The following is a 12,611-nucleotide window of genomic DNA, read 5'->3' on the forward strand; positions in this document are numbered from 1 at the left end:
ATGGCCAAGACGTATCAAACCTATTATGTACCGGAGCAAAGCCCATGGCCTATTGTCGGGGCTATTGCTCTATTTTTGCTGGCTTTTGGTGCCGGCCATTTTGTAAATGAAGTCACGCGCAACAAAGAAGGCCACGGTGAATATATGCTGCTGGCCGGGGTGGCGCTGTTGGTTTTTATGTTGGTGGGTTGGTTTCGCAATGTTATCGATGAGTCGATGGGCGGGCTGTATAGCGCACAGATGGACCGATCGTTCCGTCAGGGAATGAGCTGGTTTATCTTTTCTGAAGTGATGTTCTTTGCCGCCTTTTTCGGCGCGTTATTCTACGCCCGGATGATAGCGATGCCCTGGCTGGATGGCGAAAGCAACAATGCCATGACTGCAGAAATTCTATGGCCTGACTTCTCCGCACACTGGCCTATGACCAAAACCCCCGGTGGTATCGAAACCACTGCAATGCCCTGGCAGGGCTTACCTTTGTATAACACGCTGATCCTGCTAACGTCTTCGGTAACGCTGCAGTTTGCTCATGTGGCTCTTGAGCAGGGTAAAAGACTGCAGCTGCGGTTGATGTTATTGCTGACGGTACTGCTCGGCGCCAGTTTTCTTGGATTGCAGGCTTATGAGTATATGCATGCTTATCAGGAACTGAATTTACGCCTCGATTCGGGCATTTACGGCAATACATTCTTCTTGCTGACCGGCTTTCATGGCCTGCATGTGACACTCGGCGCGTTATTTCTGGCGATCATTTGGTTGCGCATCATGTTGAAAAATCATTTTACCGCGCACAACCATTTCGCCTTTCAGGCGGCTGCCTGGTATTGGCATTTTGTTGATGTGGTCTGGTTGTGCCTGTTTGTGTTTGTTTATGTGTTGTAGCTGAAACAGATCCGGACGGATTCGACTGAATTCGTCCGTGCTCACCGGGTTTTGTCAATATGGCCGCTGGTGCGGCTCGATCCAGCCTAGCGCCAGTGCCAGAATGATTAACCCCATAACCAACACAGAGAACATCACGCGCCTGCCCAGATGCTTGGACATCGAAGCCTGATTCGGGTCGTTTTTTAACATCAGCCATAAGGCACGGAACAACTGAAACACGACAAAAAATAACAAACAAACCAAGACAATTTTGATCAGCATGGCAGGTGTCCTTATGACGCATATACCAGGGAATTCAGCGCGTGGTGCCGGTAATCGCTGGCAATATGCGGCTGTGCTGATAACTGTGGCGGCATTTTTACTGTTAAGCAAGTTGGCCTGGTGGCAATGGCAGCGCGCTGAAGAAAAAACACAACAATTACAGCAAATTTCTGCGTGGCAACAACAGGATGGCGTACCGCTGCAACAGCTTTCTGTGGCTGAATTGGCCCAGTTTGACGGTGCGCCGCTGCAAGGCGAAGCATTCTGGCTGCCCCCTTATATCTGGTTGGTCGACAATCAAATCCTGAACGGTGTTGTCGGTTACGACGTGTTAATTCCGGTACAGGTCAAAGACAGCAAGCTAGTGCTACTGGTCAACCTCGGCTGGACGGCGGGCATGTCTGAGCGCTCAGTTTTACCCAAGGTCGAAGTCCCGGCATCATTCGAATTAAGCGGTGTGTTGCGCGACGCACCGCGTCCTTTTGTAATCGGGCAAAATGTGGAAGTGAGTCAAAATTACCCGCAACGAGTGCAGGCTATTGTGCCGGCTGATTTAGCGCACAGCAGCGGGCTGACGCTGGTCGATGCCGTGTTCTATCAGCAGCACAGCGAATTCCAACCGCATTATTCGCCGGTGATTCTCCCCCCGGAAAAACACCGCGCATATGCCTTGCAGTGGGCGCTGCTCGCGGTCGCCGTGGTTTTTGTAGCAGTCGCAGTCCGGTATCAGAAGGAGAGTTGATGAATAAGCAGCGTTTTCTCAGTTTGTTTTTGTTGGTAGGGGCTGTGCCATTGCTGGCGGCCTTTGTCTTGCTAAAAACCGGCTGGTACCAGTCTGGTGTCAATAATAAAGGCGTTTGGTATCCGCAGGAGATCCGCCTGTTGCCGGCCTCAGAGCCAAATTCGGCGCATTGGCGCTTGGTCTATCTGCAACCGGATACCTGCGACAGTCATTGCCAGGCGGTCGTGAACTTAATGCAACAAATTCATCTGGCTCTTGGGCGCAAACAAGATCAACTGGATTTGCTAATACTTGCCGCGCAATCAGCGGCTTTGCCGACAGTGAGCGTCGATACCAAAGCACAGATACCAGTTGTGCAAAGTACGTTTGCCGGGCTGCCGGCCGGTAGCCTGATTATCGTCGAGCATCAGGGGTTGGCGTTGCTGCATTATCCGCTGCCGGCAGCAGTCGAGAGTTTTCCGTTATTGGGTAAAGATGTGATGGCTGACCTGCAGAAACTGATGAAATTCGACCGGGGGCCGGTATGAACGGCTTAAAACGGCTGGTTAGTTTTGCCATTGCTCTGACGATGGTAGTGATTGTGCTGGGCGCATATACCCGGTTAACCGATGCCGGCCTGGGCTGTCCGGACTGGCCAGGTTGTTATGGCTTTATGCAGTTGCCGCAGGAGCATCATGCCGACATCGCCGCCAGTCGTTACCCGGAACGGCCACTGGAGCCGCATAAAGCACGCAATGAAATGGTGCATCGGTATTTTGCCGGTACCTTGGGACTGGTGATCGCGGCGATATTTGTTCTGAGTACATTGGCAGAGCGCAGAGTCAGGTTGTTACCTGCGACATTGCTCGCGCTGGTGGTCTTTCAGGCGGCACTCGGCATGTGGACTGTGACACTGAACCTGTTCCCGCTGGTGGTCATGGGCCATTTGCTCGGCGGTTTCAGTTTACTGACGCTGTTATGGTTGTATCGCCGACAGCTCGCCGTAGCGGCCGCACCACCTGCGCTGACAGCGCCATCGCGGCTGCGCCTGCTCGGCACCTGCGCGAGTCTGGTGTTGGTATTACAGATTGCGCTTGGCGGCTGGACCTCTGCCAATTATGCCGCGATGGCCTGTGTTGAATTGCCCTTGTGTCATGCCGGCTGGACCGAACAGCTGAAATTCGATGAGGCCTTTGACCTGCACCTGGGGCATGACAATTATGAATTTGGTGTGATGAGTAAAGAGGCGCGCCAGACCATTCATATCAGCCATCGGCTGGGAGCCGTGCTGACGGTGTTGTTGGTCGGTGCTTTTGCCATCCGGCTTTGGCGCTTTGGTGCCCGCCATCAGGCAGAAGGCGCTGTGTACCGCCGGCAGGCGCTGCTGCTGTTGTTTTTACTGAGTCTGCAATTTGTATTGGGTGTCTTAAACATCTGGTGGTTATTACCGTTGCCAAATGCCGTGGCACATAACTTTGTCGCGGCCAATCTGCTTGCTGCCACTATTATCGCGCGGGTGCAATTAAGCAGGTCTATGCAATCAATGCGGCAACACTCTGGAATGCAACGTCCATCATCTTCAGGGAGTCTGGCATGAGTATCAGTAAGATGTCGTTAACGCAGGCACAGCAGCAAAGCTGGCGGGATTATTATCAACTGACCAAGCCCAAAGTGGTGGCATTGTTGTTGTTGACCGCCTGGGTCGGGATGCTGCTGGCGCCATCTGCACAATCGCAGCCTGTTGTGATGATGATTGCTTTATGCGGTATCGGTTTGCTATCCGCAGCGGCGGCGGCACTGAATCATGTATTGGACCAAAATATTGATGCGAAAATGGCCCGTACCCAGCGTCGGCCTGTGGCCACTGGCCGGGTGAGCAGTCAACAGGCATTGGGGTTCGCACTGACGTTGGCCGCTGTGGGTTTTGTCGTGTTGTACGGTTGGGTCAATCCGCTGACGGCCTGGCTGACGCTGGCTAGTCTGTTTGGCTATGCCGGGATCTATACGATGTTTCTGAAGCGTGCCACGCCGCAGAATATTGTTATTGGGGGGCTTGCCGGTGCTATGCCACCGCTGTTGGGCTGGACCAGTATCAGCGGGACTTTATCGGCTGAGCCCTGGCTGCTGGTGATGATTATTTTTGCCTGGACCCCGCCGCATTTCTGGGCGCTGGCCATTCATCGGCGGGATGACTACGCCAAGGTCAACATGCCGATGCTGCCGGTGACCCATGGCATCGAATTTACCAAGACCGCAATTCTGTTTTATACGCTGATCCTGACGCTGGTTTGTCTGATGCCCTATTTAGTTGGCATGTCTGGCGTGCTCTATCTGGCAGGCAGTTTGTTGTTGAATCTGGGTTTTATCAGTCATGCCTGGCGGCTGAAGTTTGCGGACGATCCAAAACAACCGATGCTGATGTTTCGCTTTTCCATTTACCATCTGATGTTGTTATTCTTGCTGCTGATTCTGGACCAGCAATGGTTCTGGCGCTGGCAATAAGGCCAGCGCAGTAGGGTGACAACCATAAGGAAAGCGAACATGCAAAAAATCTGGGCGACGTTGTTGTTGCTGGCAGCAGTGGTTGCGGGCGTGTTGGTGTACCGACAATTACAACAGCCGGCGGGATTTGCCAATGTGCTGGTCTATCCGGCGCCACGGGAGTTGAAATCTTTTAGTCTGACCAGTCATACCGGACAACCTGCTGGTCGTGAGCAACTGAATGGACACTGGACTCTGGCCTTTGTCGGTTACACATTTTGTCCGGATATTTGTCCGATGACGATGGCGATGCTGTCGGGCAGCTATGCAGAACTGACGAAAGCATTGCCGGCCGGACAAGCTCTGCAACTGTGGTTTGTCTCCGTAGATCCGAAACGGGATACAGTGGCACAGCTGAATAACTATGTGGGCTATTTCGAGCAACCCGCCATTATTGGCTTGACTGCCAACCATGACCAGCTGTTTCCTTTTGTGCGTGAATTGGGGCTGATGTACGCGATCAGCACCACCACCGATGAAGATTACCGTGTCGATCACAGTGCTTCTGTCGTACTGATTAACCCTAAAGGACAACTGGTTGCGATGTTTAAACCAGAGCTGGGCACAGACCAAAACAGTGTGCCGGTGGTGACCAAGGCACAATTACTGCGCGATTTTCCTGAGGTAGTACAGCAAGTCACTCCTTGACCTTTTGCGGATGCTTATTTGTCGCTGACAAAGACCCACGGCTGTGAAAACCAATAAAAATAGCCGGGTTTGCTACGACTCGGCGCTGTGCAGTTGTATCTATTGTGATTGAGTTTCAATGGGGCGGTCGCCTGTACCCTGAACGTGTCGGCGTCCAACCACTTTAATGGCAGTGGTTTGCCGTCAAAAAAGCAATTCAGGCTGGTTGTGCGAAAATCGCTGCTATCGACACTGAGTGTCAGTACTGGCGGGTTTGTAGTACTAACCGGATCGGCGCCGCTGTAATCCGTCACCGGCAAAGCCAAAGTTTTCAGCTTAGGCACGAAGTGTTTCATCGCGGCAAATTGACTGGAAGACGGGTAACGCGGAATGCGAGTCAGTGATACTCCTGGCCCAACTGCGCCTGATTGCTGTCCTATGCCGATAAAGCCCAGTTCGCTCACCAGCGCTTCAAGTTCGGCACTGAAATCGCCATATGGATACGCCAGCCATTTACGCTGTTGTCCGAGCTTTTCTTCAAGCTGTTGCTGCGCCAGCAAAATGTCCGTTTTAACCCGTTGCCGCCACTGTGCTTTGCTCTCGCCCTTGTTCGGGACGGCAAGGCGATGATGATAGGAGCTATGGTTGGCGATGATGGCGCCTTCTTGCTGCATAGTCTGAATTTGTTGCCAGCTGAGCACCGGGCCTTCGCGCCGGTCAATCAGTGCCGGCCCGAGAAACATCGTATAGGGGTAATTAAACTCTTTTAAGATAGGTCGGGCGTTGGTGAATACATTGGCAAAGCCATCATCAAAGGTGATGGCAACCGCATTATCGGCAAGTGGCTGATTGCGGACCAATCCATCGATAATCGTATCCAGACTGACGACCTGATAACCCAAATCCTTTAAATGCTGCATCTGTTGGCGAAATTCGGCAGGTGTCACACTGGTCGTGCGCGGTGTGTCGGTGGCGACATGGTGGTATTGCAAAATGACAGCAGCCTGCGTGGCAAACGAAGCGACCAGCGCACAGGCAAGAAACAGCAATTTATTCATCATCAGACTCCTGCAGCAACGATATACCGATGCGTTGCAGCAATATCAGTATGTAGCTGGTCAGTGTCAGCACAAAACTGCTGAGCCAGACCCATTGTAACCCCATTAGCAAACCAGTTTGTTTCGCTGGTACCAGCCAAATCGCCAGTAACAACAGCCAAAACACGCAGAGTCCTGCGATAAAAAAGCGGCCACATTGGGCCGCTGTTACAGGAAGTTTGGGCATGCTGTTAATAATAAGAGTGTTCGCCGCGTTGATGGTCAGTGACGTCCCGCACCCCATTCAACTCACCGTGAAAACGGTTCAGCAACTCTTTTTCAATGCCTTCTTTGAGTGTCAGATCGACCTGAGAGCAGCCGTTACAACCGCCGCCAAATTGCAGTACCGCAACGCCAGTATCGGTCATTTCAACAACTGAGACACGGCCACCATGGTTGGCCAGCTGCGGATTAATCTCGGCATCGATGACATATTGCACCCGCTCTTTCAGCGGCGCGTTGTCACTCACCTTGCGCACTTTGGCATTCGGCGCTTTTAACGTCAGTTGGGAGCCCATCTGATCGGTGACAAAATCGATTTCGGCGTCAACCAGAAACGGCTTACTGTCGGCATCGATGACGGCATCAAAACCATTAAAAGGCACGGTCAGGTCGGTCGATTCAACCGCGTCCGGCGGACAATAAGACACACCACATTCGGCGGAGGCCGTGCCGGGATTGACCACAAACACCCGGATGTTGGTGCCACTGGCCTGTTTTTCTAACAGTTTCACAAAATGCGCTTGTGCCGATTCGGAGATCATGATCATCGGTAGTACCTGACTAAATTACTAGGTTAATGCCTATGATACGCCCGCAAATCGGCCTTGCCAAGCCTGCTTGAGCGGAGCAGGTCTTTATTGCTAAGGTGGGGCGTCGAATTGATGGAGGACGGCTGGTGCGAAATTTAGCTCTTATGGTGTTTCTGACAACATCGGTATTTCACAGTGCACTTTCTGCGCAAACGGCGCCGATGGTGCCGGCACCGGCAACAGTGTTGGGTTTTGAACCCGGCCAATGGCACGCCCGCCACGATCAGATTGAAGCTTATCTGCGCGCTGTCGCTGCTGCTGCACCCGAGCGGACTCAGTTTGAAGTGATAGGCCGGACTCATGAACAACGGCCGTTATTGCAACTGACGCTGAGTTCGGCCAGTAATATGCAGCGACTGGAGCAAATCCGCGAAGCACATCTGGCGATCAGTCGTGGCGAAAAACAACCAGATCCGTCGCTGCCGGCCATTGTCTGGCTCGGCTATAGCATTCACGGCAATGAAGCCAGTGGCGCCAATGCATCCATGCGGGTGGTGCATCAGTTGCTGACCTCTGACGATCCGCAAGTGAAGGCCTTACTCGACAATAGCATTATCCTGTTGCAGCCCAGCCTGAATCCGGACGGCAATGACCGTTTTGCGACCTGGGTTAATATGCATCAGGGCACCTCGCCAGTCGCGGACCCGCAACACCGTGAGCATGTCGAACCCTGGCCGAATGGCCGGCCGAATCATTATTGGTTTGATTTGAACCGTGATTGGCTGTTGCTGCAACACCCGGAAAGTCAGGCGCGGATTAAGCAGTTCCACCGCTGGCGGCCGCAAATCGTGGCGGATTTCCACGAAATGGGCACCAACAGCACCTTTTTTTTCCAGCCAGGGATCCCGAGCCGCAACAGTCCTTTTGCGCCGGAGTCCACCATCAAACTGACCAATCAGCTGGCGCAGTTCCATGCCAAAGCGCTGGATGAAGTGAACCGGCTGTATTTTACCGAAGAAGCCTTTGATGATTTTTATGTCGGCAAAGGTTCGACCTATCCGGATGTGCATGGCAGCGTCGGTATTTTGTTTGAGCAGGGCAGCAGCCGGGGTCATCTGCAGGAAAGTCTGCAGTCTGATTTAAGCTTCCCTTTTGCTATTGATAACCAGTACCGCACGTCGTTTTCGACGCTGACTGGCGCGGTGGCGCACAAAAAGGATCTGCAGCAGGCGCAGTACCAGTTTGCGCAAAACTCCATAGAGCAGGCGCGTCTGGACGTGGTGCGCGGCTATTTATTACATGAATCAGCGGATAAAAGCCGGTTACAGGCCTTGCTGACATTGTTGCAACAACATCAGATCAAGGCTTATGCGCTGACTGAAGATTTTCAGATCAACGGCAAGTCATTTGCAGCAGGCAGCAGTTATTTTGTGCCTGTGGAGCAAAACCAGTACAACCTGATTAAAGCGGCGTTTAACACTGACACCAATTTCCGCGACAACACTTTTTATGATGTGTCGGCCTGGACCTTGCCGTACGCCTATAACATCGAATTTGCTGCCAGCCGCAAAGTGCCATCGGCCTTGTCTGATCAAGCCTGGACCGCGCCTGCAGATAAGCCTGTGGCACTGCAAGCCGATGCGTATGCTTATGCTCTGCACTGGGCCGATCAGCAAGCTCCGGTGCAGACCGCCAGGTTGCTGCAGGCTGGTTTTCAACTGCGCGTGGCGCCAAAAGCATTCAGCGCATTGACGGCAACAGGTCCGGTTGAATTTGCCGCGGGCACCGTGCTGTTGCCGGCGGGTCTGCAGCAAGACGGCTGGCAACAAAAGCTTGTGAGTTTGCAGCAGCAACATCAATTGCCGCTGGTGGCGCTGACTTCCGGCTTAACTCCGAAAGGTCAGGACCTTGGCAGTAATCAGGTGAAACCTCTGAAGTTACCGCAAGTGTTACTGATCGCCGGGCCAGGGATGAATTCTACCGAAGCCGGTGAGTTGTGGTTTGCCACCGAACGGCTGGCGGGCATTTCTCCGTCGATGGCAGAGCCGGCGCGGCTGAAAAAACTCGATTTGAGCCGTTATACCCACCTGTTAATGCCGGACGGTAATTACAGTAGCTGGGGCGAAGCTGAAGTCGCTCAGCTGAAGACCTGGCTGGAACAGGGCGGTGTACTGTGGGCGCAAAAAGCTGCGGTCAGTTGGTTAGTGGAAAAAAACCTGCTGCAGGCCAAAGTGAAAAAAGCCAGTGAACTGAAGGCACTGGTGACGATGGATGCACCAGCTTATGGTGACAAAGAACAGCTGGCGGGCCGTCAGCGCATTGCCGGCGCGATTTTTCAGACGGAACTCGATTTAAGCCATCCGCTGAGCTTTGGTATCGCAAGGCAGCAACTGCCGGTATTTAAGAATGATTTGTTGCTACTGGAGCCGTCGGCCCAGCCATTTGTCACAGTCGCGCGTTATAGCGACCAGGCTCAGCTGGCTGGTTATGCGGATCCGGCGTTAGTGAAGGCGTTTCGCAACAGTGCAACGGTGCTGGCACAGAATGTCGGCGACGGCCGTATTGTTGCGATGACCGATAACCCGGTATTTCGCGGTTATTTTGTCGGGTCAGGCCGGTTGTTGGTCAACAGTCTTTATTTCGGCAAATTGTTTGATTCCGGTGACGACAGCGGCGATGGCGAAGAATAAAGCGCCGGTGCTGCATATGCTGCCTGCGATGCATAAAGTGTGGTGCTGACTCCCGGCGCCGGCGTGATGGCGAGGGTCACCACGCCAATCTGCTGCACGCCTGCCTTACGTAGCAGCCGGCTGAGCTGATTCAGCGTAGCGCCAGTGGTCAGTACATCGTCGACCAGCAAGATCCGCCGTGGCAGTTGTGTCCAGCCGTCGACAGCAGGTCGCAGCCGGAATTGCCGGCGCAGCTGGGCGCGCCGTGCACTGGCACTAGCCCCCAACTGGTGCGGCAGATGGCTTTGTGCCACAAACAGATCTAACAGCGGCAGATCGGTGCTGCACGCCACTGTCATCGCCAATTGGCGGGATTGATTAAAACCGCGTTCGCGCAGGCGTTTGCGATGCATCGGCACATAACTGATCGCGTCATAATGCTGGTGCAACGCCCAGTCCGGCAAAGCTCTGGCAAGTTGTTGGCGCAACATCACGCCACAGGCCAGATCCTGGTGTAGCTTCCAGGCACTGATAAAGTGACTCCAGGGTTGCTGATACCAGCTTAAACTCCACACCGCATCAAACAGCGGGGACTTAAGGCCACGCCGCACCGCCGGCAATTGCAACGCATGCGCACCAGCGGGCCAATACAGGCGCGGTAAAGCAGCCTGACAGTAGTCACACAGCTGTGCTGCCGGTCGCTGCACGGCAAAATCACACCATAAACAACAATTAGGCAGACAAAAGTGCAAAAAGCGCTGCGCCAGCGGCAACAGCGCTGGCACAATAGCTTGCAGTGCGCGCATACAAATCCCTGTAATTGCCTGAATACATTAATTCACAAAAAATTAACTATGACCGAAATCTCCGAAAAGACCAAACCGACGCTGGTGCTGCTGCATGGCTGGGGCCTGAATCATGCGATTTTTCAGCCCATCGCGGCGGCATTGGCTGATGAATGTATCGTGCTGACACCAGACTTACCTGGTTATGGCCTGGCAACTGATTATCCTGAGCCTTATTCGCTTATTGCTCTGGCGGATCAACTGGCCGCGATCATTCCACCCCAAAGCCTGTTGCTTGGCTGGTCACTGGGCGGACTAGTCGCGACACAACTGGCGTTGCGCCATCCGGCGAAAGTCCGGGCACTGGCATTGTTGGCGAGTTCCCCCTGTTTTTTACAGCAGACGGACTGGCCTGGGATGAATGCCAGCGTGATGCAGCAATTTGCCGGTGCGTTATCCGCCAACCTCGCACTGACGGTGGAACGTTTTCTGGCGATCCAGGCGATGGGCAGCACCACAGCCCGCCAGGATATCAAACAGCTGAAGCAAGCCGTATTGAGTTTGCCGTTGCCGGATGCGAAGGTTCTGGCTGGTGGGCTGGAGATCCTGGCCAGTGCTGACTTGCGCCCGGAATTATCGCGGTTGCAGATGCCATTGTGGGCTTGTTTTGGCCGGCTTGATTCGCTGGTGCCGGTGGCGATGACACAGCCGTTCGCTACTTTTGCGCCGCAGGCCGACATCACAGTACTGGCCAAGGCTTCGCATGCACCATTTATTTCTCATCCGGATGAGTTTCTGAGTTGGCTGCGACGTTTTCTGCAGATCGGAGCGGCGCTGTAAAGTTACCGGGCCATTGTTTGCACTATCATCCGGCATAAAATTGCCGCTTTTGTGGCGTTAAATTGCCATTGTGCTTGTCTCATTCACATCGGTTGGTTACTATTTAATCATCCGTTCATGTTGTGGAGATCCGTCAATGGAAATACAGTCCGCTTATGCCTCAGGTTTGCAGGGCTTGCAACGTGCTTCCAATGGAATTACGGAAGCCACTGTTAATATCAATCGAGAAACCATCAATCAGCAGCGGGTGCAAAATGCACAAGACCGCAACGCTGTTGCGCAACAGCCAGAACCCGCAGTTGCCGCGCCGAAAACACCGGCGCTGGAGCAAAGTCTGGTGCAGCTTGCCACCGAGTCTGTTTATGCCGAGGCCAACGTCCGATCTATGAAAAGCGCCGATGAAATGCTCGGTACGCTGATTGATGTCAGTGCCTGAGGTGTAAATAATGGCCATCACTTCGGTTTATCCCAATGTCACGCCTTATGTCGGAAATCCGGCAGTAGATCTGGCGCGTCGGGAAAATCTGAAGCGCGATATCATCGAGCCTGTTGCACAGATGGAACGCAGTGCGGCAGAGAAAGGCGTTATCTCCGAAGATAAAAGCCGCAATACAGCGCAAAATAATCCCACCTACAGCGACGAAATTAAAAACCGCGGTACTGAGCTGAAGCAAGCTGTCGAGGGACGTTCGCAAGAACGTGACCCTGAAAGTCGTTCTGGGCAGGACAGTTCAGGCCAGTCCGGGCGGGACGACTCGCAGCAGGAAGCGACCGAACAGCGTAAACTGGCTGAACTGAAGAAGCGCGATGCCGAAGTCCGGGCGCATGAACAGGCGCATGCCAGTGTCGGTGGTGATTTGGCGGCCGCTCCCAGTTATGAATTTGAACTGGGACCGGATGGTAAGCAATACGCTGTGGGCGGTGAGGTCAATATTGACTTAGCGATGGTCCCAGGGGATCCCCAGGCGACTATCGTCAAAATGCAGAAGGTCAGAGCCGCAGCATTGGCTCCGGCGGATCCATCGTCCGCTGACCGCAGTGTGGCATCTGAAGCGACCAAACGGATTTTACAGGCACAAACCGAACTGGCGCAGCAGAAAGTGGCGTTAAACGACCCGCCAGCGGCTGATGCCAATTATTGGCTGGAGCAAGCCGGGGACAATATTCAGCAGCGTGGCGTGGCCCGTCAGGCTGCTGAAGATGCTGAAACACAAGCAATGACGCCAGGCCAGGCAGTCAATAAAGGCCCGCAGCTGGAACAACGTAGTCTGGAGTTTGCCGCGCTGATGCAACAGCGCAGCAAGGTGATTAGCGGTTTTTACCAACAGGCCGTGCAGCCGCAGGAACGACCGTTGTTACTGACCGCCTGATATTTTTTGCACGACAAAAACAAAACCGCCGTCAGCTGACGGCGGTTTTTTTATCTAAATGCG

15 protein-coding genes are annotated in these 12,611 nt (G+C 53.6%); 10 read left to right on the top strand and 5 right to left on the bottom strand.

Features of this window, described 5'->3' with window-relative positions; translation table 11 throughout:
• Positions 1 to 882 carry a cytochrome c oxidase subunit 3 gene (locus ACQ66Q_RS14895; RefSeq protein ID WP_430457523.1) on the top strand — a complete coding sequence of 294 codons (882 nt, stop codon included), beginning with the start codon at positions 1 to 3 and terminating at the stop codon, positions 880 to 882.
• Between the two features lie 54 nt (positions 883 to 936).
• Here the strand turns inward: ACQ66Q_RS14895 and ACQ66Q_RS14900 are convergent, their stop codons facing one another.
• Positions 937 to 1,146: a DUF2909 domain-containing protein gene (locus ACQ66Q_RS14900; protein ID WP_430457524.1), complete on the bottom strand. Its 210-nt coding sequence runs from the start codon at positions 1,144 to 1,146 to the stop codon at positions 937 to 939.
• Positions 1,147 to 1,159: 13 nt separating this feature from the next.
• Between ACQ66Q_RS14900 and ACQ66Q_RS14905 the strand changes: the two genes are divergently transcribed.
• From ACQ66Q_RS14905 to ACQ66Q_RS14925, 5 genes are read left to right on the top strand one after another with little or no spacing between them, the layout of a single operon-like run.
• Entirely contained in the window at positions 1,160 to 1,888 is a 729-nt protein-coding gene (locus ACQ66Q_RS14905) for an SURF1 family protein (RefSeq protein ID WP_430457525.1), read from the top strand.
• Positions 1,888 to 2,415, top strand: a complete 528-nt coding sequence (locus ACQ66Q_RS14910) for a hypothetical protein (RefSeq protein ID WP_430457526.1) — start codon at positions 1,888 to 1,890, stop codon at positions 2,413 to 2,415. Before ACQ66Q_RS14905 ends, ACQ66Q_RS14910 begins: the two co-directional genes overlap by 1 nt.
• Positions 2,412 to 3,464, top strand: a complete 1,053-nt coding sequence (locus tag ACQ66Q_RS14915; RefSeq protein ID WP_430457527.1) for a COX15/CtaA family protein — start codon at positions 2,412 to 2,414, stop codon at positions 3,462 to 3,464. The genes ACQ66Q_RS14910 and ACQ66Q_RS14915 overlap by 4 nt, the downstream gene beginning before the upstream one ends.
• Positions 3,461 to 4,369, top strand: a complete 909-nt coding sequence (gene cyoE / locus ACQ66Q_RS14920; RefSeq protein WP_430457528.1) for a heme o synthase — start codon at positions 3,461 to 3,463, stop codon at positions 4,367 to 4,369. The genes ACQ66Q_RS14915 and cyoE overlap by 4 nt, the downstream gene beginning before the upstream one ends.
• Positions 4,370 to 4,408: 39 nt before the next feature.
• Entirely contained in the window at positions 4,409 to 5,056 is a 648-nt protein-coding gene (locus tag ACQ66Q_RS14925; protein ID WP_430457529.1) for an SCO family protein, read from the top strand.
• A gap of 14 nt (positions 5,057 to 5,070) precedes the next feature.
• Here ACQ66Q_RS14925 and ACQ66Q_RS14930 read toward each other — a convergent pair whose 3' ends face one another.
• The 3 genes from ACQ66Q_RS14930 to nfuA form a co-directional block, all read right to left on the bottom strand.
• Positions 5,071 to 6,096 (bottom strand): polysaccharide deacetylase family protein, encoded by a 1,026-nt coding sequence (locus ACQ66Q_RS14930; RefSeq protein ID WP_430457530.1) that lies wholly within the window; start codon positions 6,094 to 6,096, stop codon positions 5,071 to 5,073.
• Positions 6,086 to 6,259, bottom strand: a complete 174-nt coding sequence (locus ACQ66Q_RS14935) for a hypothetical protein (RefSeq protein ID WP_430457531.1) — start codon at positions 6,257 to 6,259, stop codon at positions 6,086 to 6,088. Before ACQ66Q_RS14935 ends, ACQ66Q_RS14930 begins: the two co-directional genes overlap by 11 nt.
• Before the next feature lie 64 nt (positions 6,260 to 6,323).
• Positions 6,324 to 6,902 carry a Fe-S biogenesis protein NfuA gene (gene nfuA / locus ACQ66Q_RS14940; RefSeq protein ID WP_430457532.1) on the bottom strand — a complete coding sequence of 193 codons (579 nt, stop codon included), beginning with the start codon at positions 6,900 to 6,902 and terminating at the stop codon, positions 6,324 to 6,326.
• 128 nt (positions 6,903 to 7,030) lie between these two features.
• On the opposite strand from nfuA, the gene ACQ66Q_RS14945 reads away from it, so the two are divergent.
• Positions 7,031 to 9,574 (top strand): M14 metallopeptidase family protein, encoded by a 2,544-nt coding sequence (locus ACQ66Q_RS14945; protein WP_430457533.1) that lies wholly within the window; start codon positions 7,031 to 7,033, stop codon positions 9,572 to 9,574.
• Here ACQ66Q_RS14945 and ACQ66Q_RS14950 read toward each other — a convergent pair.
• Positions 9,520 to 10,359, bottom strand: a complete 840-nt coding sequence (locus ACQ66Q_RS14950; RefSeq protein ID WP_430457534.1) for a ComF family protein — start codon at positions 10,357 to 10,359, stop codon at positions 9,520 to 9,522. The two genes, ACQ66Q_RS14945 and ACQ66Q_RS14950, sit on opposite strands and share 55 nt — an antisense overlap.
• Positions 10,360 to 10,407: 48 nt before the next feature.
• Between ACQ66Q_RS14950 and bioH the strand changes: the two genes are divergently transcribed.
• The 3 genes from bioH (at position 10,408) to ACQ66Q_RS14965 (ending at position 12,548) form a co-directional block, all read left to right on the top strand.
• Entirely contained in the window at positions 10,408 to 11,178 is a 771-nt protein-coding gene (gene bioH / locus ACQ66Q_RS14955) for a pimeloyl-ACP methyl ester esterase BioH (RefSeq protein WP_430457535.1), read from the top strand.
• 136 nt (positions 11,179 to 11,314) lie between these two features.
• Positions 11,315 to 11,614 (top strand): excinuclease ATPase subunit, encoded by a 300-nt coding sequence (locus ACQ66Q_RS14960; RefSeq protein ID WP_430457536.1) that lies wholly within the window; start codon positions 11,315 to 11,317, stop codon positions 11,612 to 11,614.
• A 10-nt stretch (positions 11,615 to 11,624) separates the two neighbouring features.
• Entirely contained in the window at positions 11,625 to 12,548 is a 924-nt protein-coding gene (locus tag ACQ66Q_RS14965) for a putative metalloprotease CJM1_0395 family protein (RefSeq protein ID WP_430457537.1), read from the top strand.
• Positions 12,549 to 12,611 lie beyond the last annotated feature (63 nt).

It is taken from the genome of Rheinheimera sp. (assembly GCF_965283995.1).
In the GTDB taxonomy this organism is placed as follows: Bacteria; Pseudomonadota; Gammaproteobacteria; order Enterobacterales; family Alteromonadaceae; genus Pararheinheimera.

Excerpts from the sequence above, each read along its gene's own strand:
- ACQ66Q_RS14895 (WP_430457523.1), top strand. The coding sequence starts at position 1 with ATGGCCAAGACGTATCAAACCTATTATGTACCGGAGCAAAGCCCATGG.
- ACQ66Q_RS14900 (WP_430457524.1), bottom strand. The coding sequence starts at position 1,146 with ATGCTGATCAAAATTGTCTTGGTTTGTTTGTTATTTTTTGTCGTGTTT.
- ACQ66Q_RS14905 (WP_430457525.1), top strand. The coding sequence starts at position 1,160 with ATGACGCATATACCAGGGAATTCAGCGCGTGGTGCCGGTAATCGCTGG.
- ACQ66Q_RS14910 (WP_430457526.1), top strand. The coding sequence starts at position 1,888 with ATGAATAAGCAGCGTTTTCTCAGTTTGTTTTTGTTGGTAGGGGCTGTG.
- ACQ66Q_RS14915 (WP_430457527.1), top strand. The coding sequence starts at position 2,412 with ATGAACGGCTTAAAACGGCTGGTTAGTTTTGCCATTGCTCTGACGATG.
- cyoE (WP_430457528.1), top strand. The coding sequence starts at position 3,461 with ATGAGTATCAGTAAGATGTCGTTAACGCAGGCACAGCAGCAAAGCTGG.
- ACQ66Q_RS14925 (WP_430457529.1), top strand. The coding sequence starts at position 4,409 with ATGCAAAAAATCTGGGCGACGTTGTTGTTGCTGGCAGCAGTGGTTGCG.
- ACQ66Q_RS14930 (WP_430457530.1), bottom strand. The coding sequence starts at position 6,096 with ATGATGAATAAATTGCTGTTTCTTGCCTGTGCGCTGGTCGCTTCGTTT.
- nfuA (WP_430457532.1), bottom strand. The coding sequence starts at position 6,902 with ATGATCATGATCTCCGAATCGGCACAAGCGCATTTTGTGAAACTGTTA.
- ACQ66Q_RS14950 (WP_430457534.1), bottom strand. The coding sequence starts at position 10,359 with ATGCGCGCACTGCAAGCTATTGTGCCAGCGCTGTTGCCGCTGGCGCAG.
- bioH (WP_430457535.1), top strand. The coding sequence starts at position 10,408 with ATGACCGAAATCTCCGAAAAGACCAAACCGACGCTGGTGCTGCTGCAT.
- ACQ66Q_RS14960 (WP_430457536.1), top strand. The coding sequence starts at position 11,315 with ATGGAAATACAGTCCGCTTATGCCTCAGGTTTGCAGGGCTTGCAACGT.
- ACQ66Q_RS14965 (WP_430457537.1), top strand. The coding sequence starts at position 11,625 with ATGGCCATCACTTCGGTTTATCCCAATGTCACGCCTTATGTCGGAAAT.